Annotated in this window: 30 protein-coding genes; 14 read left to right on the top strand and 16 right to left on the bottom strand. The window is 65.5% G+C overall.

Annotated elements, in window-relative coordinates:
* Positions 1 to 119 precede the first annotated feature (119 nt).
* Complete coding sequence (locus ACK5IR_RS03665) at positions 120 to 713, top strand: hypothetical protein (RefSeq protein WP_416926021.1); 594 nt, start codon at positions 120 to 122, stop codon at positions 711 to 713.
* 46 nt (positions 714 to 759) lie between these two features.
* Here ACK5IR_RS03665 and ACK5IR_RS03660 read toward each other — a convergent pair whose 3' ends face one another.
* From ACK5IR_RS03660 to ACK5IR_RS03625, 8 genes are all read right to left on the bottom strand, one after another.
* Positions 760 to 1,743: an ABC transporter substrate-binding protein gene (locus ACK5IR_RS03660; protein ID WP_416926019.1), complete on the bottom strand. Its 984-nt coding sequence runs from the start codon at positions 1,741 to 1,743 to the stop codon at positions 760 to 762.
* A 34-nt stretch (positions 1,744 to 1,777) separates the two neighbouring features.
* Positions 1,778 to 2,635: an ABC transporter permease gene (locus ACK5IR_RS03655; RefSeq protein WP_416926017.1), complete on the bottom strand. Its 858-nt coding sequence runs from the start codon at positions 2,633 to 2,635 to the stop codon at positions 1,778 to 1,780.
* Positions 2,632 to 3,561 carry an ABC transporter permease gene (locus ACK5IR_RS03650; RefSeq protein WP_416926103.1) on the bottom strand — a complete coding sequence of 310 codons (930 nt, stop codon included), beginning with the start codon at positions 3,559 to 3,561 and terminating at the stop codon, positions 2,632 to 2,634. The genes ACK5IR_RS03655 and ACK5IR_RS03650 overlap by 4 nt, the downstream gene beginning before the upstream one ends.
* Positions 3,561 to 3,896 (bottom strand): hypothetical protein, encoded by a 336-nt coding sequence (locus ACK5IR_RS03645; protein ID WP_416926015.1) that lies wholly within the window; start codon positions 3,894 to 3,896, stop codon positions 3,561 to 3,563. The genes ACK5IR_RS03650 and ACK5IR_RS03645 overlap by 1 nt, the downstream gene beginning before the upstream one ends.
* A 12-nt stretch (positions 3,897 to 3,908) precedes the next feature.
* Positions 3,909 to 4,721 carry an ABC transporter ATP-binding protein gene (locus ACK5IR_RS03640; protein WP_416926013.1) on the bottom strand — a complete coding sequence of 271 codons (813 nt, stop codon included), beginning with the start codon at positions 4,719 to 4,721 and terminating at the stop codon, positions 3,909 to 3,911.
* A gap of 39 nt (positions 4,722 to 4,760) precedes the next feature.
* Positions 4,761 to 5,192 (bottom strand): VOC family protein, encoded by a 432-nt coding sequence (locus ACK5IR_RS03635; RefSeq protein ID WP_416926011.1) that lies wholly within the window; start codon positions 5,190 to 5,192, stop codon positions 4,761 to 4,763.
* Between the two features lie 16 nt (positions 5,193 to 5,208).
* Entirely contained in the window at positions 5,209 to 6,660 is a 1,452-nt protein-coding gene (hydA, locus tag ACK5IR_RS03630; protein WP_416926009.1) for a dihydropyrimidinase, read from the bottom strand.
* Positions 6,661 to 6,745: 85 nt separating this feature from the next.
* Positions 6,746 to 7,996: a Zn-dependent hydrolase gene (locus ACK5IR_RS03625; RefSeq protein WP_416926007.1), complete on the bottom strand. Its 1,251-nt coding sequence runs from the start codon at positions 7,994 to 7,996 to the stop codon at positions 6,746 to 6,748.
* A gap of 344 nt (positions 7,997 to 8,340) precedes the next feature.
* On the opposite strand from ACK5IR_RS03625, the gene ACK5IR_RS03620 reads away from it, so the two are divergent.
* The 7 genes from ACK5IR_RS03620 (at position 8,341) to aat (ending at position 15,011) form a co-directional block, all read left to right on the top strand.
* Positions 8,341 to 8,937 carry a TetR family transcriptional regulator C-terminal domain-containing protein gene (locus tag ACK5IR_RS03620; protein WP_416926005.1) on the top strand — a complete coding sequence of 199 codons (597 nt, stop codon included), beginning with the start codon at positions 8,341 to 8,343 and terminating at the stop codon, positions 8,935 to 8,937.
* A gap of 288 nt (positions 8,938 to 9,225) precedes the next feature.
* Positions 9,226 to 10,581: an NAD(P)-dependent oxidoreductase gene (locus ACK5IR_RS03615; protein ID WP_416926003.1), complete on the top strand. Its 1,356-nt coding sequence runs from the start codon at positions 9,226 to 9,228 to the stop codon at positions 10,579 to 10,581.
* Positions 10,582 to 10,592: 11 nt separating this feature from the next.
* Complete coding sequence (gene preA, locus ACK5IR_RS03610; RefSeq protein ID WP_416926001.1) at positions 10,593 to 11,900, top strand: NAD-dependent dihydropyrimidine dehydrogenase subunit PreA; 1,308 nt, start codon at positions 10,593 to 10,595, stop codon at positions 11,898 to 11,900.
* Between the two features lie 117 nt (positions 11,901 to 12,017).
* On the top strand, positions 12,018 to 12,515 hold the full coding sequence (accB, locus tag ACK5IR_RS03605) for an acetyl-CoA carboxylase biotin carboxyl carrier protein (protein WP_416925999.1): 498 nt from the start codon (positions 12,018 to 12,020) through the stop codon (positions 12,513 to 12,515).
* Entirely contained in the window at positions 12,515 to 13,861 is a 1,347-nt protein-coding gene (gene accC / locus ACK5IR_RS03600) for an acetyl-CoA carboxylase biotin carboxylase subunit (protein ID WP_416925997.1), read from the top strand. The genes accB and accC overlap by 1 nt, the downstream gene beginning before the upstream one ends.
* An 87-nt stretch (positions 13,862 to 13,948) precedes the next feature.
* Complete coding sequence (locus ACK5IR_RS03595) at positions 13,949 to 14,299, top strand: hypothetical protein (RefSeq protein WP_416925995.1); 351 nt, start codon at positions 13,949 to 13,951, stop codon at positions 14,297 to 14,299.
* A gap of 70 nt (positions 14,300 to 14,369) precedes the next feature.
* Complete coding sequence (gene aat / locus ACK5IR_RS03590) at positions 14,370 to 15,011, top strand: leucyl/phenylalanyl-tRNA--protein transferase (protein WP_416925993.1); 642 nt, start codon at positions 14,370 to 14,372, stop codon at positions 15,009 to 15,011.
* Here the strand turns inward: aat and ACK5IR_RS03585 are convergent.
* The 5 genes from ACK5IR_RS03585 to ftsY all read right to left on the bottom strand — a co-directional run bounded on the left by ACK5IR_RS03585 (position 14,975) and on the right by ftsY (position 18,232).
* Entirely contained in the window at positions 14,975 to 15,367 is a 393-nt protein-coding gene (locus ACK5IR_RS03585; protein WP_416925991.1) for a DUF2155 domain-containing protein, read from the bottom strand. The genes aat and ACK5IR_RS03585 overlap by 37 nt on opposite strands.
* Complete coding sequence (mlaD, locus tag ACK5IR_RS03580; RefSeq protein ID WP_416925989.1) at positions 15,367 to 15,819, bottom strand: outer membrane lipid asymmetry maintenance protein MlaD; 453 nt, start codon at positions 15,817 to 15,819, stop codon at positions 15,367 to 15,369. Before mlaD ends, ACK5IR_RS03585 begins: the two co-directional genes overlap by 1 nt.
* A 57-nt stretch (positions 15,820 to 15,876) precedes the next feature.
* On the bottom strand, positions 15,877 to 16,260 hold the full coding sequence (locus ACK5IR_RS03575) for an NADH:ubiquinone oxidoreductase subunit NDUFA12 (protein WP_416925987.1): 384 nt from the start codon (positions 16,258 to 16,260) through the stop codon (positions 15,877 to 15,879).
* A gap of 93 nt (positions 16,261 to 16,353) precedes the next feature.
* Complete coding sequence (locus tag ACK5IR_RS03570) at positions 16,354 to 16,965, bottom strand: inner membrane-spanning protein YciB (RefSeq protein ID WP_416925985.1); 612 nt, start codon at positions 16,963 to 16,965, stop codon at positions 16,354 to 16,356.
* Between the two features lie 127 nt (positions 16,966 to 17,092).
* Entirely contained in the window at positions 17,093 to 18,232 is a 1,140-nt protein-coding gene (gene ftsY, locus ACK5IR_RS03565; RefSeq protein WP_416925983.1) for a signal recognition particle-docking protein FtsY, read from the bottom strand.
* A 205-nt stretch (positions 18,233 to 18,437) separates the two neighbouring features.
* Between ftsY and ACK5IR_RS03560 the strand changes: the two genes are divergently transcribed.
* Entirely contained in the window at positions 18,438 to 18,839 is a 402-nt protein-coding gene (locus ACK5IR_RS03560) for a hypothetical protein (protein ID WP_416925982.1), read from the top strand.
* Positions 18,840 to 18,858: 19 nt separating this feature from the next.
* Here the strand turns inward: ACK5IR_RS03560 and xseA are convergent, their stop codons facing one another.
* Both xseA and ACK5IR_RS03550 read right to left on the bottom strand, forming a co-directional pair.
* Positions 18,859 to 20,385 (bottom strand): exodeoxyribonuclease VII large subunit, encoded by a 1,527-nt coding sequence (gene xseA, locus ACK5IR_RS03555; protein ID WP_416925980.1) that lies wholly within the window; start codon positions 20,383 to 20,385, stop codon positions 18,859 to 18,861.
* 2 nt (positions 20,386 to 20,387) lie between these two features.
* A complete protein-coding gene (locus ACK5IR_RS03550; protein ID WP_416925978.1) occupies positions 20,388 to 20,579 on the bottom strand; it encodes a hypothetical protein in 192 nt (63 codons plus the stop codon).
* Positions 20,580 to 20,713: 134 nt separating this feature from the next.
* Here ACK5IR_RS03550 and purD point away from each other — a divergent pair, with 134 nt between their 5' ends.
* Complete coding sequence (purD, locus tag ACK5IR_RS03545; protein ID WP_416925976.1) at positions 20,714 to 21,994, top strand: phosphoribosylamine--glycine ligase; 1,281 nt, start codon at positions 20,714 to 20,716, stop codon at positions 21,992 to 21,994.
* Positions 21,995 to 22,292: 298 nt separating this feature from the next.
* On the opposite strand, the gene ACK5IR_RS03540 is transcribed toward purD, so the two are convergent.
* The gene (locus ACK5IR_RS03540; RefSeq protein WP_416925974.1) at positions 22,293 to 22,760 is read right to left on the bottom strand and encodes an outer membrane protein assembly factor BamE; all 468 of its coding nucleotides are present in this window, start codon (positions 22,758 to 22,760) and stop codon (positions 22,293 to 22,295) included.
* Between the two features lie 86 nt (positions 22,761 to 22,846).
* Here ACK5IR_RS03540 and ACK5IR_RS03535 point away from each other — a divergent pair, with 86 nt between their 5' ends.
* The 4 genes from ACK5IR_RS03535 (at position 22,847) to ACK5IR_RS03520 (ending at position 25,977) form a co-directional block, all read left to right on the top strand.
* Entirely contained in the window at positions 22,847 to 23,392 is a 546-nt protein-coding gene (locus ACK5IR_RS03535; protein WP_416925972.1) for a YceD family protein, read from the top strand.
* 223 nt (positions 23,393 to 23,615) lie between these two features.
* Positions 23,616 to 23,822, top strand: coding sequence for a 50S ribosomal protein L32 (rpmF, locus tag ACK5IR_RS03530; protein ID WP_416925970.1), 207 nt, complete (start codon positions 23,616 to 23,618; stop codon positions 23,820 to 23,822).
* 29 nt (positions 23,823 to 23,851) lie between these two features.
* A complete protein-coding gene (gene plsX, locus ACK5IR_RS03525; protein ID WP_416925968.1) occupies positions 23,852 to 24,946 on the top strand; it encodes a phosphate acyltransferase PlsX in 1,095 nt (364 codons plus the stop codon).
* A gap of 59 nt (positions 24,947 to 25,005) precedes the next feature.
* A complete protein-coding gene (locus ACK5IR_RS03520) occupies positions 25,006 to 25,977 on the top strand; it encodes a beta-ketoacyl-ACP synthase III (protein WP_416925966.1) in 972 nt (323 codons plus the stop codon).
* Positions 25,978 to 26,106: the final 129 nt, after the last annotated feature.

The raw sequence follows: 26,106 nt of genomic DNA, 5'->3' as shown, positions 1-26,106 counted from the left end.
AATATCATTGAATAGTCGACGATTACCACCGGATTTTCAGTGACACCAGCGTTAACGGGATGTTCACCTGCCGGGCGCAGGCTGTCATACGGTGGGGATTCCGTTCGGGGGATCCGGTCATGATACTGATAGGCAACGGTCAGGTTCCGTTTGCGGTCGCCGGGGCGCAGGCGGGCGACAACGGGTCGGCGCGCGCAGGAAACCGCGTGATCGCGACATCTGAAAGCACGCCGATGGCGATTGCCGCAAGCGGCGGTCAGTCGTCTTCTGCCAGAAACGCAACGCTCCGCACATCGGCGGTAAAGGCCGTCCTCGCCACGGCGGCGACGGCAAACACCACGCTCGATCCGCAGGAAATGCCGCGCGTATCCTTCGCCACGCAGGGCACGGCGCAATCCGCAACCGATGTGCCCGCGGCCTATGTGCGGGCGCCCGTTCCGCCGTTACAGCAATTCGCCGGCATTCCGACCGAACTGACGCAGGAAATCGCGCGGCTTCACGGCGAGGCACTCGAAAGGGAAGAGGCCCTGTCCAACGCGCCCGTAAACAACGATACCGGCAACGCCGGAAAATCGTCCGGGACCGGTGACGACGATCGCAGCCTTCAGGCCGGGACCGCAGAAGCGGCCGGTGGCAACCGGCTTGGCGCACAGGTCAAAGACCTGCGAAAGCTCTTCGACACTGCACCACCGGCGATAGACCTGCAACGCTGAGCTGCGGATGCGCGCCCGAAGGGCGCACAACCGTTTCCCGGTTATATCAGTTCAGCGCCTTGTCCGAGATCTGATGGGTCCAGGCACCCTCGGGCTCCCTGGTGATGACCGGGTCCGAGCCACCGCCAAGCAGGGTCGCGACCGTCCGTTCGTAATCGGCCGGGTCGAGCGCTCCGTTGCTGCCGGCGGTCAGTTTCGCCACCTCGCTCATCATCCGCTTCTGGTGCTTCTCGGTCTGGGCGCCGGTCTCGTCGTTGTCGAGCACGATCATCGCCGCCTCGTCCGGGTTCTCCTCGGCCCATTTCCAGCCCTTCATCGAAGCGCGCACGAAGCGCACCATCCGGTCCTCGAAATCCGGATCGGTCAGATTCTGCTCCAGCACATACATGCCGTCTTCCAGCGTCGCGACGCCCATATCCTCGTACTTGAAGGTGACAAGCTCGTCGGGGCTGACGCCGGCGTCGATCACCTGCCAGTATTCGTTGTAGGTCATCGTCGAGATGCAGTCGGCCTGCCGTTGCAGCAGCGGATCGACGTTGAAGCCCTGTTTCAGCACCGTCACACCGCCTTCGGAGCCGTCGGTCGGGATGCCAAGCTTGCTCATCCAGCTCAGGAACGGATATTCGTTGCCGAAGAACCACACGCCGATGGTCTTGCCCGGAAGGTCGTCGGGGCTGGTGATGCCGGTATCCTTCCAGCAGGTCAGCATCATACCCGACGACTTGTAGGGCTGGGCGATATTGACCAGCGGCAGGCCCTTTTCCCGGCTCGCCAACGCCGAGGGCATCCAGTCGAGCACCACATCCGCGCCGCCCCCGGCGATCACCTGCGCCGGCGCGATGTCGGGGCCGCCGGGCTTGATGGTGACATCGAGCCCCTCTTCCTCGTAATAGCCCTGATCCTGGGCCACATAAAATCCTGCGAACTGGGCCTGCGTGACCCATTTCAGCTGAAGCGTCACCTCGTCGGCCGCCTGTGCCGCCGAGGCAAGCGCTAGTGCCGATACCGCACTGGTCAGAACTGTCTTCATGGTATTACCTCCTGTTGTTTTTTCCTGGTTTCATCTAGGATCGTCGCCGCCTTTGCGAGGGATGCCAGAACGTGACCCGCCGTTCGACCAGGGCGACAAGGCCATAGAAGGCCGAGCCCGCGAGCGCGGCGACAAGGATTTCGGCCCACACCATGTCGAGCGCCAGCCGCCCGACCTCGGTCGAAATGCGAAAGCCCATGCCCCGGATCGGCGAGCCGAAAAACTCGGCGACGATCGCGCCGATCAGCGCCAGCGTGGTGGCGATCTTCAGTCCGTTGAAGATGAAGGGCATCGCCGCCGGCAGACGCAGCCTGGTCAGCGATTGCCGGTAGCTGGCGGCATAGGTCGTCATCAGGTCGCGCTGCATGCGGTCGGTGGCGCGCAGGCCCTCGACCGTGTTCACGAGGATGGGAAAGAACACCATCACCACCACGACAGCGGCCTTGGACTGCCAGTCGAACCCAAACCACATGACAAGGATCGGCGCGATACCGACAATCGGCAGCGCGGCCATGAAATTGCCCACCGGCAGAAGACCGCGGCGGAGGAAATCGCTGCTGTCGACCAGAAGCGCGACGGTGAACGCCGCCAGCGCCCCGATGACATAACCGCTCAAGGCGCCCTTGACGAAGGTCTGGACGAAATCCTGCCACAGGATGCTTCTGCTGGATACGAACCGTTCCCAGATGGCGGTTGGCGCGGGAAGGATCACGCCGGGTACATCGAACCCGCGCGTCACCCCCTCCCACATGACGACAAGGCCGATCCCGAAAAGCGTCGGTACAAGGAAGCGCGCCAGCGGCTGGTCGCGCCCGGCGCCGTTGGCCATGGCGATGTTGAGCGCGGAACTGGCGACCAGAAAGGCAACGGACCAGCCGAAGATATTGCTCATCGGTCCATTCCCATCCGCCCAAGTGTCATCCGCTGCATCAGCCCGATCAGGCCGACCAGCACCGCCGCGAGGATCGCGGCGCCGAACAGCGCCGACCAGATCTGCACCGTCTGCCCGTAATAGCTGCCGGCCAGCAGCCGCGCGCCCAGGCCCGCCACCGCGCCGGTCGGCATCTCGCCCACTATGGCACCAACCAGCGAGGCCGCCATGGCGACCTTCATCGAGGTGAAGAAATACGGCATCGAGGCCGGCAGCCGCAGCTTCCAGAAAATCTCGGACCGGCTGGCGTTATAGGTATGCAACAGGTCGAGTTGCATCGCGCCGGGGCTGCGCAGACCCTTCACCATGCCGACGGCAACCGGAAAAAAGCTGAGATAGGCCGAAATCAGCGCCTTGGGCAGCAGCCCGGTCACACCAACCGAATTCAGCACCACGATGATCATCGGCGCGATGGCAAGGATCGGGATGGTCTGGCTGGCAATGGCCCAGGGCATGACCGCCATGTTCATCACCCGGCTGTGTACGATGCCGATGGCCAGCGCGATCCCGGCCAGCGTGCCGATGACAAAGCCCAGCACCGTCGCGCTGAGCGTGACCCAGGCATGATAGATCAGGCTGCGCTTGGAAAACCCGCGCCCCTTCAGCACCATCTCGCCCGTCGTCTGCCAAAGCTCGGCGCCGACCTGATGCGGCGCCGGCAGGCGCGGACGCTCCTGGTTGAAGGTCGCGCCGGCATGCCCGGGATTGCGCGCCACCAGCGCAACCGCACCGGTATCGCGACGTTCGATGGCCGAGGGCGGATCGACAATTGCGCCAGCACGCTCGGCCTGGGTCAGCGCCTCCTTGATGTTCATCGGCACGACGGCAGCGTACCAGATGGCGAGTATCGCCACCGTCACGCACAGGACCGGCCAGACCGCACGCATCATTGGCGGCCCTCCGCCGGAAACACGATCAGGGCAACGGCGATGACGCCAAGCGCGATGCCCAGCGCCTGTTGCGGTGCCGGGCGTTCTCCGAACCACAGGAACGCCACCGCATTCGCCATCAGCAGTTGCAGCACCGCCGAAACCGAGATCGCCACCCCCATCCCGCCCTCGCGCATCAGCGGCACCATCATCAGGTTGCCAAGGGTATAGAGCGCCAGCGCACCAACCAGCAGCGCCGGCCCCGGCGTATCGACATATGCGCGCAGGGTGGTGGATGCCGCCAGAAAGGTGACCATCGCCGCCCCGAGCCAGAGGGAAAACGTTGTACTCATTCGCAGCCCGCCTCAGTCATCATAGGCATGCCCTGCCCGCAGCCCCTCGCGCACGCGATGGGCGATTTCCAGAAATTCCGGCGTGTCGCGAATATCGAGCGGGCGCGCGCGCGGCAGCGTGCTTTCGATCACGTCGGTAATCCGCCCCGGCCGGGGCGACATCACGACGATACGGGTCGAAAGATAGACCGCCTCGGGGATCGAATGCGTGACAAAGGCAATTGTCTTGCCGGTCCGCGCCCACAACTCGAGGAGTTGTTCGTTCAGATGGTCGCGGACAATTTCGTCGAGCGCACCGAAAGGCTCGTCCATCAGCAGGATATCGGCATCGAAGGCCAGCGCCCGCGCGATCGACGCCCGCTGCTGCATCCCCCCCGAAAGCTGCCAGGGATACTTGTTGCCGAAGCCTTCCAGATCGACCAGCTTCAGCACCCGTTCGACATTCTCGTCCTGCGACTCGCGCGAATAGCCCATGATTTCCAACGGCAGCTTGATGTTGCGCGCGATCGTCCGCCACGGGTAAAGCCCCGCCGCCTGAAAGACATAGCCATAGGCGCGCGCCCGCCGTGCCGCGTCCGGCGTCATGCCGTTGACGGTGACATCCCCGCCGGTGGGCTGTTCGAGCGCCGCAATGACCCGCAGGAACGTGGTCTTGCCGCAGCCTGACGGACCAATGAAACTGACGAAATCGCCCTTGCCGATGGTCAGGTTCACATCGCGCAGGGCCTGGACCGGGCCATCGCCGGTCTGGAAGGTCAGGTCGAGCTTCCGCGCCCTGATGACCGGTTCCGGGGTGGCCTGTCTCGCTGCCTCGGTCGGGTTCATCTATGTTCCGTTCCCGTAATCAACCGATGTCTCCTGTCGTCATTCTATCTGTTCCAAATCCCAGATGCCCGGTTCGGCAAATTCGACGCTGTTGCCCGCCGGATCGCGGACATAGATCGACCGCGCGCCGTTCGGCCAGCGGAAATCGGCCTCGATCGCCACCCCGGCGCCGCTCAGTCGCGCGCGCAGGCGCGGCATCGCCTCTTTCCGCATGGCAAAGCAGATGTGGCCCGGGCCGGTGGCGCCGTGGATCGGCACCGGCAGGGAGCCCGCGCGCGCTGGCAGGCGGCTGGCTTCGGGGATGAATGTCAGTACCATCCCCCGACCGCAGCGAAAAAACGCATGCCGCCCGTCCACCCGGACACGCCGCTCCAGGCCCAGCACCCCGCCATAGAACCCCTCGGCCGCATCCAGATCGTCGACATAGACGGACGATTCCAGAACGCCGGTGATCCCGATGGCCGGGTTCATCGCTTCGCACCGGCGTTCAAACGCCGCTCGCCGGAATGCCGCTGCGCTGCACCGGGCGCGGCGCGGTCAGTTCCTTCCATGTCGAGCGCGCCCGGTTGACCGCCCCGTTGGGCTGACGGGCGACGAATTCGCCGTGACCCTCTCCGGGCCTCACCTCGCCGTCCACAATGGCAACCCGGCCCCGGCTCAGCGTATAGCGCGGCAGGCCCCGCACCTCTTTGCCCTCGAAAACGTTGTAATCGATGGCCGATTGCTGGGAACCGGCCGAAATCGTCTTGGTCTTCGCGGGATCCCAGACCACGATATCGGCATCCGACCCGACAAGAATCGCCCCCTTGCGCGGGTAGCAGTTGAGGATCTTGGCAATATTGGTCGAGGTGACGGCGACGAATTCGTTCGGCGTCAGCCGGCCGGTATTCACGCCATGGGTCCACAGCATAGGCATCCGGTCCTCCAACCCGCCGGTGCCGTTGGGTATTTTGGTGAAATCGCCCACGCCATAGCGCTTCTGCTCGGTGGTGAAGGCGCAGTGGTCGGTGGCGACAACCGAAAGCGTGCCCGATTGCAGCCCGGCCCACAGGCTGTCCTGATGACGCTTGTCGCGGAAGGGCGGCGACATGACGCGGCGCGCGGCGTGATCCCAGTCCTTGTCGAAATACTCGGATTCGTCGAGCGTCAGATGCTGGATCAGCGGCTCGCCCCAGACCCGCTTTCCCTGCTGCCGGGCGCGCCGGATCGCCTCGTGGCTGTCCTCACACGAGGTATGCACCACATAAAGCGGCACCCCCGCCATGTCGGCGATCATGATGGCGCGGTTGGTCGCCTCGCCCTCGACCTGCGGCGGACGGGAATAGGCATGCGCCTCGGGGCCGACATTGCCCTCGGCCAGCAGCCTCGCCGAAAGTTCGGCCACCACGTCGCCGTTTTCGGCGTGCACCAGCGGGATCGCCCCCAGATCGGCGCAACGCCGGAACGAGGCGTACATCTCGTCGTCGTTGACCATCAGCGCACCCTTGTAGGCCATGAAATGCTTGAAGGTGGTGATGCCGCGATCCACCACTTCCTGCATCTCGTCAAAGACCCGCTCGCCCCACCAGGTGATCGCCATGTGGAAGGAATAGTCGCAATGGGCGCGGGTCGACTTGTTGTCCCACATCCTGAGCGCGTCGAGCAGCCCCTGATCGGGGCTGGGCAGGGCGAAATCGACCACCATGGTCGTGCCGCCGGCCAGCGCAGCACGGGTGCCGGATTCGAAATCGTCGGTCGAATAGGTGCCCATGAAAGGCATCTCAAGATGGGTGTGCGGGTCGATCCCGCCGGGCATCACGTAGCATCCGGTTGCATCCAGAACCTCGTCGCCCGTCAGGTCAGGGCCAATTTCGGCAATCTTTCCCCCGTCGATCAGCACATCCGCCCTGCAGGTCAGATCGGCAGTGACGATGGTTCCGTTTTTTATGACTGTGGTCATCAGATTTCTCCCTTTGCGCAGCGAAGATCCTGTTGCCGCCGCTGCCTTATCCCTGCCGTCGCGAGTCAGGTGGTATTTCCCCGGCTCACGCCACAACCTCTGCGCTTTCCAGCACCGCATGCATCAGCACATCGGCGCCGGCGGCGGCCCATTCCGGGGTGATGTCCTCGGCCTCGTTAGGGCTCAACCCGTCGACGCAGGGGCACATGACCATGGTCGCCGGCGCCACCCTGGCGGCCCAGCAGGCATCGTGCCCGGCCCCCGAGACAAGGTTCATGTGGCTGTAACCCAGCTTTTCGGCCGCGTTGCGCACATTTTCAACCAGTTCGGGGGCGAAGGTCACCGGATCGAAATGGCCGACGCGCTCGACCTCGCAGCCCACGCCCAACTCGTCGCAGATGATGGCGGCCTTTGCCTCGATCTCGTCGCGCATTCCGTCCAGCTTCCGCTGATCGACGGTGCGGATATCGACGGTGAACACCACCTTGCCCGGCAGCACGTTGCGCGAATTGGGGCTGAAGGTCACCTGCCCCACCCCGCCCACGGCGTCGGGTTGGGCGGCCATGGCGACGCCCTGCACCATCTCCATGATCCGCGCCATGGCGAGCCCGGCATTGACGCGCATCGCCATCGGGGTCGAGCCGGTATGCGCCTCTTTCCCGGTCAGGGTGAACTCCAGCCACCACAGGCCCTGGCAGTGAGTGACGACACCGATGGTCTTGCCCTCGGCCTCGAGGATCGGCCCCTGTTCGATGTGAAGCTCGTAATAGGCGTGCATCGGGCGCGCACCCACCTCCTCGTCGCCGACCCAGCCGATGCGTGCCAGTTCCTCGCCAAAGGTCTTGCCGGCCAGATCGGTGCGCCCATAGGCGTATTCCAGCGTGTGCACCCCGGCGAAAACGCCCGAGGCCAGCATCGCCGGGGCAAAGCGCGCCCCTTCCTCGTTGGTCCAGTTGGTTACCACGATGGGGTGTTTCGTCCGGATCCCGAGGTCGTTCATCGTGCGCACCGCCTCCAGCGCGCCCAGAACACCCAGCACCCCGTCGTACCTGCCGCCGGTGGGCTGCGTGTCGAGGTGGCTGCCCACATAGACCGGCAGGGCGTCCGGGTCCTCACCGGCGCGGGTGGCGAACATGGTGCCCATCCTGTCGATGCCCATGCTCAGCCCCGCCTCGTCGCACCAGCGCCGGAACAGGGCGCGACCCTCGGCATCGGCGTCGGTCAGCGTCTGACGGTTGTTGCCGCCCGCGATGCCGGGGCCAATCTCGGCCATCTCCATGATCGCATCCCAGAGACGGGTGCCGTTGATCCTGAGGTTCTCACCGGGTGCGGGCATGATATACTCCATTTCTTCCTGCGGCTTTCGCCTGCGGGCCGACCGGGCCGGGCAGCATATGCCGTCCGGGCACGCCCGGCCAGATCGCCGCTTCGATGCACAGGCATGGCATTCCCGCTTCCCTGTCAGCCGGCCCTTCGCGGAGCCTGCGTTATTTTGACCAACCGGCAGAATTATTTGACCAACCGGTCGACATCACGCTACCACGGGATGGAAACCAGTCAATGCAGAGCAATAGCCGGACGCGCTGTGCCCGTTGCGCAACCCCGGTCCGGCAGTCCTGACCGATAATTGGGCGCAAGATGAATCCTCCCGATCCGCAGAACTACGGCGGCGATCAGCCGATGACACGGATTCAGCGCCGGAATCACGAGACGATTCTGGAAGCCGCGCTGGAGGTGTTTTCCGCCAAGGGCTTCTTTGGCGCCACGCTCGACCAGATCGCCGCCGAGGCCGGTCTGTCGAAGCCGAACCTGCTCTATTATTTCCCCAGCAAGGAGGCGATGCACCGGGCGCTGCTCGACGGGTTGCTGGAAAGCTGGATCGAGCCGATGCGCTCGCTCGACGCCAACGGCGACCCGATCCCCGAATTGCTCGCCTATGTCCGTCGCAAGCTCGAGATAAGCCGCGAATCCCCGCGCGAAAGCCGGCTCTTCGCCAATGAAATCCTGCTCGGAGCCCCCCATCTGTCGGAACTGATACCCGACGCGCTGAAGCCGCTGGTCGATGAAAAGGCGGCGGTGATCGCCGGCTGGGCCGCCGAGGGCAGGATAGAAAAGGTTCACCCCTATCACCTGATATTCTCGATGTGGGCGCTGACCCAGCATTATGCCGATTTCGATATCCAGGTGCGCCTCATGCTCGGCCCCGAGGGCGGCGATCCCTTCCCCGAGGCCGAAGCCTATCTGGTGACGCTGTTCACCAAACTGCTGACCCCCTGACGACGCTCTGCTCCGCTCCTTCGGCGGGTTTTCCGATTGCCCAAACCCGTGGCGGCATCTGTCGCGGCGCGATCAGCGAATGACCGCCGGCAATGGTGATGGCTTCCGCCAAACCGAAAGCACGACATAAAGATGACCGTTCAATTCATTGATTTTCATATTGTTTGACACGATGGAAAGCCGGACCGGAAAGCAAAATTTAACCAGACGGTCAAAAAATAAATTTGATTTCGCGCACCAACCCGTGCCAGCGTTGGAAAATAGTCTTTCTCCAGCAGAGGTTGTGCGATGACCAACAGCCAGAGAACGCCGGGTGTGGTCGCGGGGCGACTCGACCAGGCAACCTACAACAGCAATTTCGACGACCTTCACCCGCCGTTCGACGCCCACGAGGCCGCAGTCGCAGCGGACCGGTGCTATTTCTGCTTCGACGCCCCCTGTACCACCGCCTGCCCGACGGAAATCGACGTGCCGATGTTCATCCGGCAGATCCAGTCGGGCGATCCGGACAATGCGGCATTGACTATCTTTTCCCGGAATATCCTTGGCGGCATGTGTGCCCGTGTCTGCCCGACCGAAACGCTGTGCGAGGAGGCCTGCGTTCGCAACGCTGCCGAGGGCGCGCCGGTCGAGATCGGCCAGTTGCAGCGCTATGCGACCGATCACCTGATGGCACAGGGCGTGCAGCCCTTCGGCCGCGCCGCCGCCACCGGCAGGCGGATCGCGGTGGTCGGGGCCGGCCCGGCGGGCCTGTCCTGCGCGCACCGGCTGGCGGTGATGGGGCACGATGTGGCGATCTTTGATGCCCGCGACAAGCCCGGCGGGCTGAACGAATACGGCATCGCCAGCTACAAGACGACCAACGATTACGCCAGTTTCGAGGTCGACTGGCTGATGAAGATCGGCGGGATCACCTTCCACCAGGGCCGGAAACTGGGCGAGAACCTGTCGCTCGACGAATTGCAGGGCGAGTACGACGCGATCTTCCTCGCCATCGGGCTTGCCGGGGTGAACGCCCTGCGCACCGAGGGCGAAAGCAAGGCAAATGTCGGCAATGCGGTCGATTTCATCGCCGGGTTGCGGCAGGCGGCGGATGTCTCGACCATTCCGGTGGGGCGCGACGTGGTGGTGATCGGCGGCGGCATGACGGCGGTCGATGCGGCAATCCAGTCCAGGCTGCTCGGCGCAGAAAATGTCACCATGGTTTACCGGCGCGGGCGCGAAAACCTCTCTGCCTCGACCTACGAGCAGGAACTCGCGGCGTCGAAGGGGGTGCAGATCATTCTCAACGCCCAGCCGGTTGCGTTCAACGGCGACGCGGTGATCGAATCGGTGACCTTCGCCTATACCGACAACGGCCCTGGCGGCCCGCGCCTGTCCGACGAGACCTTCACCCTCAGGGCAGATCAGGTTCTCAAGGCCATCGGCCAGTCGCTTGACGGTGTTCCCGGCGTGATCGAGACAGCGGACGGCAAGATCGTCGTTCACGGGCCGGGGCGGACCTCGCTGCGTGGGGTCTGGGCCGGGGGGGATTGCGCCGCCGGCGGCAACGACCTGACGGTGACCGCCGTCGCCAACGGGCGCGACGCCGCCGAAGACATCAACGCCAGCCTGACGGGCCAGGCCGCCCGGGCAGCCGAATAGGAGGCGGAGCCATGGCAAATCTTGCAAGCGAATTCATCGGCATCAAGTCGCCCAACCCGTTCTGGCTGGCCTCTGCCCCGCCGACGGACAAGGAATACAACGTCCGCCGCGCCTTCGACGCCGGCTGGGGCGGCGTGGTCTGGAAGACGCTGGGTGAAGACGGCCCGCCGGTGGTCAACGTTAACGGCCCGCGCTACGGCGCGGTCTGGGGCGCCGACCGGCGGCTTCTGGGCCTCAACAACATCGAGCTTATCACCGACCGCCCACTGGCGGTGAACCTGCGCGAGATCGCCGCCGTCAAAAAGGACTATCCGGACCGCGCGCTGGTTGTTTCGCTGATGGTGCCCTGCGAGGAGGAGGCGTGGAAGAAAATCCTGCCTCTGGTCGAGGCGACCGGCGCCGACGGGGTGGAACTGAACTTTGGCTGCCCGCACGGCATGGCCGAACGCGGCATGGGCTCGGCGGTGGGTCAGGTGCCGGAATATCTCGAGATGGTCACCCGCTGGTGCAAGGCCGCCACCCGGATGCCGGTGATCGTGAAGCTTACCCCCAACGTGACCAGCATCGTCCCGCCCGCCGAGGCCGCCAAACGCGGTGGCGCCGATGCGGTCAGCCTGATCAACACGGTGAATTCGATCACCTCGGTCAACCTCGACACCATGTCGCCCGAACCGACCATCGACGGCAAGGGCACCCACGGCGGCTACTGCGGCCCGGCGGTGCGGCCGATCGCGCTGAACATGGTGGCCGAGATCGCCCGCAACCCGGAAACCGCCGGCCTGCCGATCAGCGGTATCGGCGGGGTAACCACCTGGCGCGATGCGGCCGAGTTCCTTGCGCTTGGTGCGGGCAACGTCCAGGTCTGCACCGCCGCCATGACCTATGGATTCCGCGTCGTGCAGGAGATGATCGCCGGCCTCTCGGCGTGGATGGACGAAAAGGGCCACGCGACGGTTGCCGACATCACCGGCCGGGCGGTGCCCAATGTCACCGACTGGCAGTATCTGAACCTCAACTACATCACCAAGGCGCAGATAGATCAGGACGCCTGCATCAAGTGCGGCCGCTGTTTCGCTGCCTGCGAGGATACATCGCATCAGGCGATCCTGATGAAAGAGGGCCGTATCTTCGAGGTGGACGATAGCGAATGCGTCGCCTGCAATCTCTGCGTCAATGTCTGCCCCGTCGACGGATGCATCACCATGCGGCAGCTGAAGGCGGGAGAGGTCGATCCACGCACCGGCAGGACGGTGACCGATATTCCCGGCAACTGGACGCAGCATCCGAACAACACGGCGGCGGCCTGTGCGGCGGAATGATCCCCTGGGCAACCGGGCATCGAGAAGCCGGCGCCGCACCCCCATATCCGACCTTCCCTCACCGGGCCGCTTGAGCTAGAGGAACATGCGAAAGCAGATAATAGGGGCAAGGGCCAGATGACCACAAAGAGTCAGGACGCGGATGTCGCCTTCATTCAGGCGCTCGCGGAACTGTTGCGTGCCAACGAGCTGACCGAGCTTGAGGTCAAGCGCGAATACGGCGAGGACGACAGCCTGAACGTCCGGGTGAGCCGGCAGGTTGCGGCACCCGCCGTCATTTCCTATGCACCGCCCCCGGTCGCCCACGCGACGGCGCCCGCCCCGGCGCATGCCGTCGCGGCGCCCGCACCGGCGGCACCGGTCGAAGACCCCGCCCAACTGCCGGGCGCGGTGACCTCGCCCATGGTCGGCACCGCCTATCTGGCCCCCGAGCCGGGTGCGCCCGCCTTCGTCGCCATCGGCGATCAGGTCGCCGAGGGCCAGACGATCCTGATCATCGAGGCGATGAAGACGATGAACCAGATCCCCGCGCCGCATGCCGGGACGATCCGGCGCATTCTGGTGGAAAACGGCGCCCCGGTCGAGTTCGGCGCCCCCCTGATGATCATCGAATAATGTTCGACAAGATTCTGATCGCCAACCGCGGCGAGATCGCGCTGCGAGTCCTCCGCGCCTGCCGCGAAATGGGCATCCGTTCGGTCGCGGTCCATTCCACCGCCGATTCCGATGCCATGCATGTCCGGCTTGCCGACGAATCCGTCTGCATCGGTCCGCCGCCGTCGGCGCAATCCTACCTCAGCTTTCCCGCGATCATTTCGGCCTGCGAGATCACCGGCGCCGACGCGATTCACCCGGGCTACGGCTTCCTGTCCGAAAATGCCGCCTTCGTGCAGGTGGTCGAGGATCACGACCTGACCTTCATCGGCCCGACGGCGGAGCATATCCGCATCATGGGCGACAAGATCACCGCCAAGGAGACAATGAAGAACCTTGGCGTGCCGGTGGTTCCGGGCTCGGACGGCGGCGTGCCGGATTACGAGACCGCCAGGACGGTGGCGGCCGAAATCGGCTATCCGGTCATCATCAAGGCCACCGCCGGCGGCGGCGGGCGCGGCATGAAGCTGGCCAGATCGGCCGCCGAACTGGAAACGGCCTTCCGCACCGCCCGCTCCGAAGCCAAGGCCGCCTTCGGCAACGACGAGGTTTATATCGAGAAATACCTCGGCCGGCCGCGCCATATCGAGGTGCAGGTCTTTGGCGATGGCAAGGGCAACGCGGTGCATCTGGGCGAACGCGACTGTTCGCTGCAACGCCGCCACCAGAAGGTTCTGGAAGAAGCCCCCGGCCCGGCGATCGATGCCGAAACCCGTGCCCGTATCGGCGCGATCTGCGCCGACGCGGTGGCCCGCATCAACTATATCGGGGCCGGCACCATCGAGTTTCTCTTCGAGGACGGCGAATTCTACTTCATCGAGATGAACACCCGCCTTCAGGTTGAGCATCCGGTGACCGAGGCGATCTTCGGCGTCGATCTGGTACGCGAGCAGATCCGGGTCGCCCAGGGTCAGGCGCTGTCATTCACCCAGCAAGATCTGGAGGTGAACGGCCACGCCGTCGAGGTGCGCATCAACGCCGAGAAACTGCCCGGTTTCACCCCCAACCCCGGCACCGTCGGCATGTACCACGCTCCGGGCGGGCTGGGCGTGCGGATGGATTCGGCGCTTTATGGCGGCTACCGGATTCCGCCCTATTACGACAGCCTGATCGGCAAGCTCATCGTGCACGGCCGCGACCGGTCCGAGGCGCTTTCGCGCCTGTCGCGCGCGCTGTCGGAAATCGTGATCGAGGGGGTGGACACCACGCTGCCCCTGTTCGACGCGCTTCTGGCCGAGCCGGACATCGCCACCGGCAACTACGATATCCACTGGCTGGAGAAGTGGCTCGCCGCCCACGAAGCCTGAGCGCCTTTCGCACTACCGGCACCGGATGATGGCCGCTAGAGTGGGCTTGCGGCGCAAGCCCGCGAAGCCAGGAAGGAGTGACAGGCCGTGAAACATCGTGCAATTCGTGAATGCGGGGCAATCCGGAACGCTCCGGCAAAAGCGGGCATCGGGCTGCGGGCCACGGTTCTGCGCATGGCGGGCGCTCTGGCGGCAACGATGATCGTTGCCGGCTGCGACGTACCGCCCGACGCCACGCAGCGGACCTATTCCCTGCCCGCCTCGACCCCGGTGATCAGCGCCAGCGCCGAGCGCGCGCGGCAGCTTACGACCACCAGCGCCGAGGACGACATTCCGGAATACACCGGCGCCCCCGGCCCGAACGGCGAACTGCCCAGCTATGTCCCGCTGACCCGGACCACGGTCTTCGACCGGGCGCAGGTGCGCATCGTCCGCTGATCAGCGGCGCAGGACGGGAAACGAGGCGCGGCGATTGCCGGCACCCGTGCGGCGGCGGTAAGGTTGCGCCATGAGCGGAGAGATCACCCCGAACCTCTTGTTGCGCGCCTATGCGATGGGGATATTTCCCATGGCCGAAGCACGCGCGGCGGCCGAGGTTTTCTGGGTCGATCCCGAGCGGCGCGGCATTTTCCCGCTCGACCGGTTCCACATCTCGCGATCGCTCCGGCGCCGCATCCGGCAGGCACCGTTCGCCGTGAGCGTGGACGAGGATTTCGAGGGTGTTGTCGAAGGTTGCGCCGACCGTGACGAGACCTGGATCAACGACACGATCTTTGCGCTCTATCGCCACCTGCACCGAACGGGGTTCGCCCATTCGATCGAGGTACGCGCCGGCGACGACCTGGTGGGCGGGGTCTACGGGGTGGCGCTTGGCGGGGCGTTCTTCGGCGAAAGCATGTTCTCGCGCCGCACCGACGCCTCGAAACTGGCGCTGGCCTATCTGGTCGACCGGTTGCGCCTCGCACGCTTCACGCTGTTCGACACGCAGTTCCTGACCCCGCATCTGGCGCGCCTCGGCGCTATCGAGATCGACCGCGACAAATATCACATGCTGTTGGCGCGGGCCCTTCAGGTTCATGCCGATTTCGACGCGCCCGGCGCCCTGCCCGTCCCTCAGGAATTGCTGCAGCGCAATACCCAGACATCGTAACGCGCATGATCGAGCCCGTTCAGCGCCGGGGACGAGGCCGTCATCCAGCCGCCGAACACCGGCACGGCAAGCGTGTCGTCGCGAATGTCGAGCCACGCCCAGGCATCGGAATTGGGGTTTCCCACCGGATAGCGGCAATCGCCAAGCACGATTATCAGCCGGCCGATCACCTTTGTCTGACCGCGCGCGATCTCGACATCGGTGATCGCGCCGGTCACCTTGTCAAGCACGCGAATCACCGCGCCTTGCGCGCTCGCGGCCTGAATCTGCACCGTCTGCTCGACCGCCGCCGCCGGCAGTCCGCCGGCGAGCACCAGCGCAAGCCAGGCCGCAAACCGCCACCCGAACATCGGCATCAATCCCCCTCGCCCGAGGACGAGACGAACTTGGCGAGCAGGCCAAGCAGGCTCAGCGCGCCCTGCGTGTCGGTGATCTCGCCGCCGGGTTCGAGGTTGAACGGCGATCCGCCCGGCACCAGTTCGACGAAATTGCCGCCCAGAAGCCCCTCGGACGAGATGGCGATGGAACTGTCTTCGGGCAGTTCCAGCGCTTCCCCGACGCTGATCCTGAGGTCGGCGCGGAAGGTCTTCGGGTTCAGTTCCAGCCCGGTGACTGTGCCGACCTTGACGCCCGCCAGACGCACGTCGGTACCAAGCGCCACCCCTTCGACCGAACGGAACGACGCCGTCAGATCGTAGCCGCCACCCGATGCGGCAACGCCCGCACCCTGCGCGGCGTAAAGCAGGAAACCTGCGGCGATTGCCAGCACCACGCCGCCGGCGATAATCTCTCCGGGGCTTTCAGACATCGGTAACTCCACCGGGCGCGCAGCACCGAAGCACCCCACAGCCACTTGCGCCGGACGTCATTCGGGCGTCCATGCCTCGTAATCGCTCCGCTTCACCGGTTCGAGCCGGTAAAGCGTGCCGGCCGGATGATAGGCCATATCCGTGCCGCTGAGATTCTCCTGCGCCGGCTTTTCCCACGGCAGGCGCTTGGGCGCGCTGACGCTCGGCGGTTCGTCGTACAGCCGGTGCAGCCAGCCGTGCCAACCGGGCGGCACCTTGGTCGCCTCGATCTCGCCGCTGTAGACGACCCAGCGCTTCCTGTCGTCGCCGGTGTGGTAATAGACGTTGCCGTCCGCGTCCTCGCCAACCTTCTCGCCATGGCGCCAGGTGAACAACTGGGTGCCATAGGTCTCCTTGTCCCACCAGGTGACCGCGCGCAGGATAGAATTCAGGATGCCCATGGATGCCTCCGATACGTGTTACCGCACGGTATGGACCAAGCCCGCGCCAAGGTCCAGAGACACGGCGGCGCAGTCCGGGTCAAATACGCCCGCTCAATCGGCGCCGTCCTCGGCATCGGCCTCGACATATTTCTGCAGCGAGAAAATCTGCGCCGAAATGAAGACGAACAGCGCGATCGGAAAGCCGAACGTCTCGATCTTGACCCAGGAATCGGTCGACATCGTGCGCCAGACCACCTCGTTGGCGACGGCAAGCGCGGCAAAGGCAAAGGTCAGCCGCCGCGTCAGCATCATCCAGCCGTCATGGTTCATCGGCATCTTGTCGCCCAGAATCCACGCCAGATAGCTTCTGCCCTGCAAAAGCCCGCCCCCCAGCACCAGCGCAAAAAGCCCGTAGACGATGGTCGTCTTCATCTTGAAGAACGTCTCGTCGTTGAGCCAGACCGTCAGCCCGCCGAAGACGACAACCATGAACGCGGTGAAGGCCTGAAGGCGCGACAGCTTGCCGGTGAGCTTCCACAGCAGCGCCATCGACACCAGAAGGATGGGCACGAACAGGCCGGCGGCGACGATGAAGCCATCATATTCCGTGCCGCCGAGTGTATAGGTCTGATCGCGCATCCGCATGTAGGCGACGAAGAACAGCAGCGGCGGCCCGAGTTCGAGCGTCTGTAAAAGCCAGGGGCTGACCGTCTTTTCCTGCATGCGTCGGTTCCGTTTGTGTCCCGTCCCGCGATGAGCCGTTTTTGCGCCGCGTGTCAACCGCCCGGATGCGTCGGTTCCGGCGAAACACCGGTCTATTCGCAAATGTGACCGCCGTTTCGCTGCAACGTCACAACCGTGCCCCGACAAGCGCCGCGGCGAATTCCTCGGGGTCGAAAGGCGCCAGATCGTCGATCTGCTCGCCCACCCCGATGGCATGGATCGGCAGCCCGAACCGGTCGGCCAGCGCGACCAGTACTCCGCCCCTGGCGGTTCCGTCGAGCTTGGTCATCACCAGCCCGGTGACATCGGCCAGTTTCTGGAACGTCTCGACCTGGCTCAGCGCGTTCTGCCCGGTGGTCGCGTCGAGCACCAGAAGCGTGTTGTGCGGCGCCTCCGGGTCCTTCCTGCGGATGACGCGGACGATCTTGGCCAGTTCCTCCATCAGGTCGGCGCGATTCTGAAGCCTGCCCGCCGTGTCGATCATCAGCAGGTCGGCGCCGTCGGCCTGCGCCTTTTCCATCGCGTCCCAGGCGAGACTGGCCGGGTCCGAACCCTCGGGCGCGGTCAGCACGGGCACGCCCGCCCGGTCGCCCCAGACCTGCAACTGTTCGACAGCGGCGGCGCGAAACGTGTCGCCCGCCGCGATCACCACCGATTTGCCCGCCTCCCGGAACTGGCTGGCCAGCTTGCCGATGGTCGTCGTCTTGCCCGATCCGTTGACGCCGACCACCAGCACCACCTGCGGCTTCCTGCGGTAGAGCGGCATCGGCCTTGCGACCGGCTCCATGATCCGGGCGATCTCCTGCGCAAGCAGGTCCTTGATCTCGTCGGTCGAAAGCCGCCTGCCCAGCCGTCCCTCGGCGAGGTTGGCGGTCACCCGCTGCGCGGTATCGACCCCCATGTCCGATGCGATCAGCAATTCCTCGAGCTGTTCGAGCATGTCGTCGTCAAGCTCGCGGCGGATCACCGTCCTGTTCTCGCCACGGCCCAGCAACCGCCCGAAAACCCCGGGCCGGGTTTCCGCCCCCGGTTCGGGAGCCTCATGAACGACAGGCACCGGATCGACTGGCTGCGGCGCCATCGGTGCGGAAACCTCGGGCACGTCCCGCGGCGCGGGTACCGGCCCGGGTTCGGCGGCCGGTTCCGCTCGGGGCGTCGCTTCGGCCGGCTCTTCCGCCCCGCCATCGGAAACGATGGCGTCCAGCCCCTCTTCCAGCTTCGAAGAGGATTTGAAGAGCCGGTCCCTGAGCTTCGAGAAAAACGCCATCGGCCGCTCCTTCCACCAATTCCACGGGGTCACCTAATCACATGCCCGGGGATTTGAAAGCCCGCAACGGCGGCTGGCCGGGCTGCGACGGGCATGCCGGCGATGTGCGCCGTTAATGATTTCACGCGCAGGGGCTGGGACAAATCCATAAAATATGCGATAATTCTCCTGCATTTGTTTACGGTTTGTATTTGCAGGTTCGATCATGACACGTTTCGCAGCGCTTTCGGCTTTTGCCCTTCTTTTCGCCCCGTCCGCAGCGGACGCGTCGCCGCTCGATGCCGATGCGTTCGACGCCGCCACCCGGGGGCGCACCGTCTACTTCTATGTCGGCGGCGCCGCCTATGGCGTCGAACACTACCTTGGCAACCGGCATGTCGCCTGGTCCTTCCCGGGCGAGGAATGTCTTGAGGGCGCCTGGTTTCCGCAGGGCGAGCAGATCTGTTTCGTCTATCGGGGCAGCGACGAACCCCATTGCTGGGCCTGGTTCGACGATGGCGGCCGCATCCGCGCGATTTTCGAAAACCGCCCCGGCGATCTGGAACTGGTCGAGGGCGCGCCGTTCGGTACCCCGCTATCGTGCACCGGCCCCGAGGTCGGTGCCTGACCCCGGCGAAAAGGACGGTTCAGAACAGGCTGCCCTGTTGTGGCGGTTTGCGGCGGCGGCCTGCGGTCTTGCGCGGTGCGGCTGAACCGCCGTCCGGTGGCGGGGTATCGGTGCGGCCGACCGCCAGCCGGCCATCGTGGAACTGGATCTCCAGCGCCGCCGCCCGTTCGGCGGCGGCCTTGCCGGTGACAATCGCTCCGTCGCCGCGCACCACCGCAAAGCCCCGCTTCAGCGTTTCTTCGTAATTCAGGCTTTGCAGCATCCGGTCGAGCGCCGCCAGCCGCACCCGCCGCCGGTCAAGCTCGGCCAGCAGCGGTCGCGCGCTCAGCCGGCCCGCAACCCGGTCGAACCGGGCGCGCGCGCGTTCCACCGGCCGCCCGAGGGCCAGACTCAGCCTGTCCTCGCGGGTGTTCAGCGCGATGCGCGCCGCCTGCAGACGTGCGGTCAATACCTGCGACCTGAGCGCCGCCGACTGACGCGCCAGCGCGACCTGCTTGCGCTGGACGGCGGCCTTCAGGGCATTCGGCAACCGGACGGATGCGTGATCGAGCCTTTGCCGGGCCTGCGCCAGCAGCGTCTCGGGGCGCGGCAGCGCCCGTGCGAGATCGCGCAACCGCTCCGCGCGGCGCGCCATGCCGCGCGCCACCGCGCCGGCCAGCCGCGCGCCCTGTCCCTCGACCTGCGCCAGCAGATCCAGCCGCACCGGCACCGCCATCTCGGCCGCGGCGGTGGGCGTGGGTGCGCGCCGGTCCGACACATGGTCTATCAGCGTCGTGTCGGTCTCGTGGCCCACGGCCGAGATCAGCGGAATGGCAGAGGCCGCCGCCGCCCGCGCCACGATCTCCTCGTTGAAGCCCCAAAGATCCTCGATCGAGCCGCCGCCGCGCGCCACGATCAGCACATCGGGACGCGGCAGGGCACCACCCGGCGTCAGGCGGTTGAAACCCTCGATGGCGGCGGCGACCTGCGGGGCGCAATCGCGCCCCTGCACCGCCACCGGCCAGATCAGCACCTTGCGCGGGAAACGCTCGCGCAACCGGTGCAGGATGTCGCGGATCACCGCACCCGAAGGCGACGTCACCACCCCGATCACCTCGGGCAGATAAGGCAGCGGGCGCTTGCGTTCGGGTGCGAACAGCCCCTCCGCCTCAAGCTGTTTCTTGCGCTTTTCCAGCATCGCCATCAGCGCCCCGGCGCCGGCGGGCTCTACCTGATCGGCATTGAGATTGTATTTCGACTGCGCCCCGAACACCGTCAGCCGGCCCGAGACGATGACCTCCATCCCCTCCTCCGGCATCACGGTCAGCCCGGCGATCTGCCCCTTCCACGTGGTGCAGGCCAGAACGTTCCGGTCGTCCTTGATGTCGTAATACAGGTGCCCGGAGCGGGCGGAAAACACCCGCCCGACCTCGCCTCGCACACGAACCCGCCCGAACGCGTCTTCAAGCGTCTTCTTTACCGCTCCCGAGATCTCGGAAACGGTGTATTCGGGCGCATTGGAGCCGGGTCCGGGCAAATCGGAATCGTCGTCGAGAAGATCGGACATCGTTACTTCGCAACCGAATCGCGCAATTCGGGCCGGGGGATTCCGCGCAACTCCATCAGCGCGAGAATCGACTTCGGAATTTCCCGGCAGCCACAATGGGCGGCATGATCGAGATGCCACTCCAGCCGCTCCCGGTCGGTCGGGTTCCTGGGCATCGGATGTTTGGCGTGCCAGATCCTGTTGATCGTAGCCATGGTGCGTTTTCTCCCCGCTGCCGCGCGATCACCGGCGGCACCCCCTCTTTTCCACGGATCCCCGGCGGCTTCCAGCGCCCTTGTTCCCCGGTTCCGCATTCGCTATCGGAAAGGCAAAATCCTGCGGGGCATTGATGAACATCCTGATCCTTGGCGGCGGCGGCCGGGAACATGCGCTGGCATGGGCCATTCTGCAAAATCCGAAATGCGACAGGCTGATCGTCGCCCCGGGCAATGCCGGCATCGGCCAGATTGCCGAATGCGCCAGTTTCGACATCTGCGACGGCGGCGCGGTGGTGGAATTCGCCGAGGCCGAATCGATCGATTTCGTGGTGATCGGGCCGGAAGCGCCGCTGGCCGCCGGCGTGGCGGACCGGCTGGGCGAGGCCGGCATCCCGGCATTCGGCCCCTCGGCGGCGGCGGCACGGCTGGAAGCCTCCAAGCGCTTTACCAAGGAGATCTGCGACGCCGCCGGCGCCCCCACCGCCCGCTGGGCGCGGTTCGACACGGCGGAGCCGGCGAAGGAGTATATCCGCCAGCAAGGCGCGCCGATCGTCGTCAAGGCGGACGGGCTGGCCGCCGGCAAGGGCGTGATCGTGGCGATGGACGAGGCGGAGGCGCTGATCGCCATCGACGAGATGTTCGGCGGAACCTTCGGCGCCGCCGGCGCGGAAGTGGTGATCGAGGACTTCATGGAGGGCGAGGAGGCGAGCTTCTTCGTGCTGTGCGACGGTGAAACCGTCCTGCCCATCGGCACCGCGCAGGACCACAAGCGCGTCGGCGAAGGCGACACCGGCCCCAACACCGGCGGTATGGGCGCCTATTCCCCCGCCCCGGTGATGACCGACGCGGTGACCGAGACCGCGCTGGAGCGGATCGTCAGGCCAACCATGGCCGAGATGGCCCGGCGCGGCACGCCCTATCGCGGGGTACTCTATGCCGGGCTGATGATCAGGGACGGGGTGCCGAGACTGGTCGAATACAACGTCCGTTTCGGCGATCCGGAATGCCAGGTGCTGATGATGCGCCTTGGCGCGCAGGCGCTCGACCTGATGCTGGCGGCAGCCGAAGGGCGGCTGGCCGAGCGCAGGGTCAACTGGGCCGAGGACCACGCGCTGACGGTGGTTCTGGCGGCCGATGGCTATCCGGGCGACTACGTGAAAGGCAGCGCGATCCGTGGGCTCGATGCGCTGGCCGAGACCAGCTGGGAAATGATGTTTCACGCCGGCACCGGCGTGGACGGGGGAAACGTCATCGCCACCGGCGGGCGGGTCCTGAACGCCACCGCCCGGGGCCGCACCCTGCGCGAGGCCCGCGACCGCGCCTACGCGCTCGCCGAAGCGGTGGACTGGCCGGCCGGATTTTATCGCGAGGATATCGGCTGGCGTGCGCTGGCGCGCGAGGCCTCCGAATAGCCGCCGGCCCCACGCGCGCCGCAGCAATGGAGAACGCAGCCTCGGACACACCGGGCCGCTTTGGCGCGGCCATTACCGAAGATCAGGCAGACCCTCGCCGAGGTATGGCGCCTGCTTGAGGCCTTCGAGCGGTACAAATGCCAGAAGGCGGTTCTGCTTCACGCACCCTGTAATGGATTCGATTCGCGGACCCGCCCGGAAAACCGCGCTCATCAGTGCTGAGATCAGACGCACGACCACACATCGCCAGAACTCCAAACCGCCATCATGTCAATAACGCCGATCCAGTTCCGGGTGACTAGCGGATGTTCTCGCCGATATCGAGCATGCCGACGTTGCCCATGAGTTGGGCGAGGAAGCCGACGCCCTCGATATTCGATTCGGTGACGCGCCGCGACAGCGCGACGACGTTGCCCTTCTCGAGGCCGAACCGTTCGATATTGGAAACCACGCCGTTCCGGTCGAAGCTGATTGCCACCACCTGCCGTTCGATGATTTCCGGCTCGCGGTAGGCATAGGTCCGCATCCGCTGCGAAACGTAATAGTAGCCCGAATCCTTCAGCGCCCCCATGGTCGTGGGCGGGCCGACGGTTTCGGCGACCGAATTGCGGGTGTCGACGCCCACGTCGATTTCGGCAAGCTGGGAATCGCTCGGCGTATAGCCGTGGTCCTGATAGAGCGAGGTGCAGGCCCCGGTCAGCACTACGGCGCACAGGCCAAGGGCGCGTCCTGCCCGGTTCAGATGCCTGCCGTCTTGCCTGCTCATGGTTCGGTCCCGTTGCCCCTTGTCGACGGATGTTCCATCCGGCTTATATCAGTGGCATCCTTTTGTTCAAGAAAGGAAGACTCCGAATGCCGCAGAACGCACAGTCGCAGGTCATCCGCCTGTCCCGGCTTCCCGTCGGGGCGCCGACACCCTTCGTGCTGGAGCCCGATCCCCGGCAAATACAGGAGTTGAAGGCCGCGCTCGATCTGCTCGACCTGCGCGAGGTCCGGCTGGCCGGGCAGTTGATTCCCGAAGGCCGCGCGGACTGGCGGCTCGAGGCGACGCTCGGCGCCACGGTGGTTCAGCCCTGTTCGGTGACGCTGGAACCGGTCACCACCCGAATCGATACGCCGGTGCTGCGCCGCTATCTGGCCGGGTATACCGCGCCCGACGATGCCGAGGCCGAGATGCCCGAGGACGACAGTATCGAACCCCTGCCCGCGTCGGTCGATCTGGGGCAGGTGCTCGGGGAATCGCTGGCGCTCGCCCTGCCCGATTTTCCGCGCGCTGCGGGGGCGGAACTGGCGCAGGCGGATTTCACCGCGCCCGGAACCGCGCCGATGACCGACGACGACGCCCGGCCCTTTGCCGGGCTTGCCGGCCTGCGCAGGCAACTGGATCCGAAGGGGTGAGGTCGTCCGCCCGCCGCAGGCCGGCCGGGACCCCGGCGGCGACAGAGCACGGCCGCATTGGCGAAGCCGCGCCTCTCCCCTTGCAATCGGCCGGGGATCGCGTATGGTCCCGCACCTTCCGCACACCCTTGATCGGGATGTAAAGCCGGCGTATGACGCGCCGACATACGAAACATATGCCGCCGGGACAGACCCGTCCGGCCAGAGACACCGAGGTTGAGACATGGCCGTCCCTCAGAACCGAGTAACCCCGTCGCGCCGCAACATGCGCCGTTCGCACGATGCGCTGTCGGGTTCCAATCCCAACGAATGCCCGAACTGCGGCGAACTCAAGCGCCCGCATCACGTCTGCGGAGCCTGCGGCCACTACGATGACCGCGAGGTCGTCGCGATGGTCGAGGAAGCCGATCTCGACGAAGACGCGGCCTGAGCGTCGCTCGCGGCGCGGACGCGAAGCGGATGGGCATTGGTGATCAGGATGATCGACCTGCCGGGGCATCGCCGATTCTCGCCGGCAAGACGGTCATTTCGGTCGACGCCATGGGCGGCGATCGCGGGCCGGCGGCGGTTGTCGCCGGTTGTGCCATTTCGGCACGCAAGAATCCGGACATCGGCTTCATCCTGCACGGCCGCAGGGACGAACTGGAACCGCTCGTCGCCAGGCGAAATCTTGGCGACCGCTGCGTGATTCACGACGCCGCCGAGGTGGTGACGATGGATGCCAAGCCGTCCATCGTCATGCGCAGGGGCCAGAACACCTCGATGTGGTCGGCCATCGATTCGGTGCGCAATCGCGAAGCGACCGTTGCCGTAAGTTGCGGCAACACCGGGGCGCTGATGGCGCTGTCGATGGTGCGGCTGCGCAAATTGCCCGGGGTGAACCGGCCGGCTATCGCCTGCCTCTGGCCGTCGCGCAACGCGAACGGCTATGCGGTGATGCTCGATGTCGGCGCCGATGTGCGCGCCGACGATTCCGACCTGCTGCAATATGCGCTGATGGGTGCTTCCTATGCGCGCAACGGGCTCGATATCCGGCGGCCCCGGGTCGGGCTGCTCAATGTCGGCACCGAAGAGCACAAGGGCCACCCCGAGCTGAAATCCGCCCATGCGCTGATCGCCACCGCCGCCGTCGATGCCGAGTTCGATTTCGTCGGCTATGTCGAGGGTGGCGATATCCCCAGGGGCGGTGTCGACGTGATCGTCACCGACGGCTTTACCGGAAACGTTGCGCTCAAGACCGCCGAGGGCATCGCCTCGATGATTCGCGAGTTCCTGCGGCAGGCCTTCCGGCATTCGTTCCTCAGCCGCATCGCCGCGATCCTGGCCTATACCTCGCTTCAGCGGCTTTCGCAGCGAATCGACCCGCGCCGGGTCAATGGCGGTGTTTTCCTCGGATTGAACGGAACGGTGGTGAAATCCCACGGCTCTGCGGACGCAACCGGCGTCTCTGCGGCGATCAAGCTCGCGTTCCAGCTGGCACATGCGGGATTTTCCGACCGGCTGGCGGCCCGGGTGGCCTCGACGGGGCATCCGCAAGGGGATATGTCGTCGTGAATATTGCAATCCGCCGGGTCGGCTGATCGGGCGGACAAGATCAAGAAAGCAGAACAGAGATGACCGTCAGAGCAGTGGTCCGCGGGGTGGGGCATTACCTGCCCGAACGCATCGTCGAAAACGCTGAGTTCGAGGCGACGCTGGACACCACGAGCGACTGGATTGTCAGCCGCAGCGGCATCGAACGGCGGCATTTTGCAGCCCCCGGCGAAAACACCTCGGATCTGGGCGCCAGTGCCGCGCTCGCCGCACTCGCCGATGCCGGGCTCGGCGCCGGGGATATCGACGCCATCGTGCTCGCCACCTCGACCGCCGATCTGACATTTCCCTCGGCCGCAACGATGGTGCAGGCCAAGATCGGCATGACACAGGGCTTTGCCTTCGATGTGCAGGCGGTCTGCGCCGGGTTCGTCTTTGCGCTGGCCAATGCCAATGCGCTGATCCTTTCCGGGCAGGCGCGGCGCATTCTGGTGATCGGCGCCGAAACGTTCAGCCGGATTCTCGACATGAACGATCGCGCCACCTGCGTGCTGTTCGGCGATGGCGCGGGGGCGGTCGTGCTGGAGGCGGCGGAAGGGAACGGCGACACCGGCGACCGCGGCATCCTCGCCGTCGATCTGCATTCCGACGGGCGGCTGCGCGACTCGCTTTATGTCGACGGCGGCGTTTCGACCGGAAAGAGCGGCGTGCTGAAGATGCAGGGCAAGGAGGTCTTCCGCCACGCGGTCGAGAAACTCGCCGATACCGCAAGCGCCGCGCTCGGCAAGGCCGGCCTCGGCCATGCAGACGTCGACTGGATCGTGCCGCATCAGGCCAACCTGCGCATCATCAGATCGACCGCCGCGCGCATGGACATACCGCTCGACCGGGTCGTCGTGACGGTTCAGGACCACGGCAACACCTCGGCAGCATCGATTCCCCTCGCGCTTTCGGTCGGCAAGGCATCGGGAAAAATCCTGCCCGGACAGCTTGTGGTGACCGAGGCGATCGGCGGCGGCCTCGCCTGGGGGGCGGTTGCGCTGCGCTGGTAGCGATAAGGCTGCGACTCAAAGCGCCAGCGAATCCAATCACTTGTTCGTTACAGACACATGATCGCAGCGGATTTCCGCCCTTGCCCGCCGTTTCAAGGTGCCCGCCCAAGCCATTGATATTGACTGAAA

The organism is Tropicimonas sp. (assembly GCF_047971885.1).
Lineage (GTDB): Bacteria > Pseudomonadota > Alphaproteobacteria > Rhodobacterales > Rhodobacteraceae > Tropicimonas.
The sequence above is the reverse complement of the archived record's forward strand: the minus strand, read 5'-3'. Positions and strand labels throughout refer to the sequence as shown.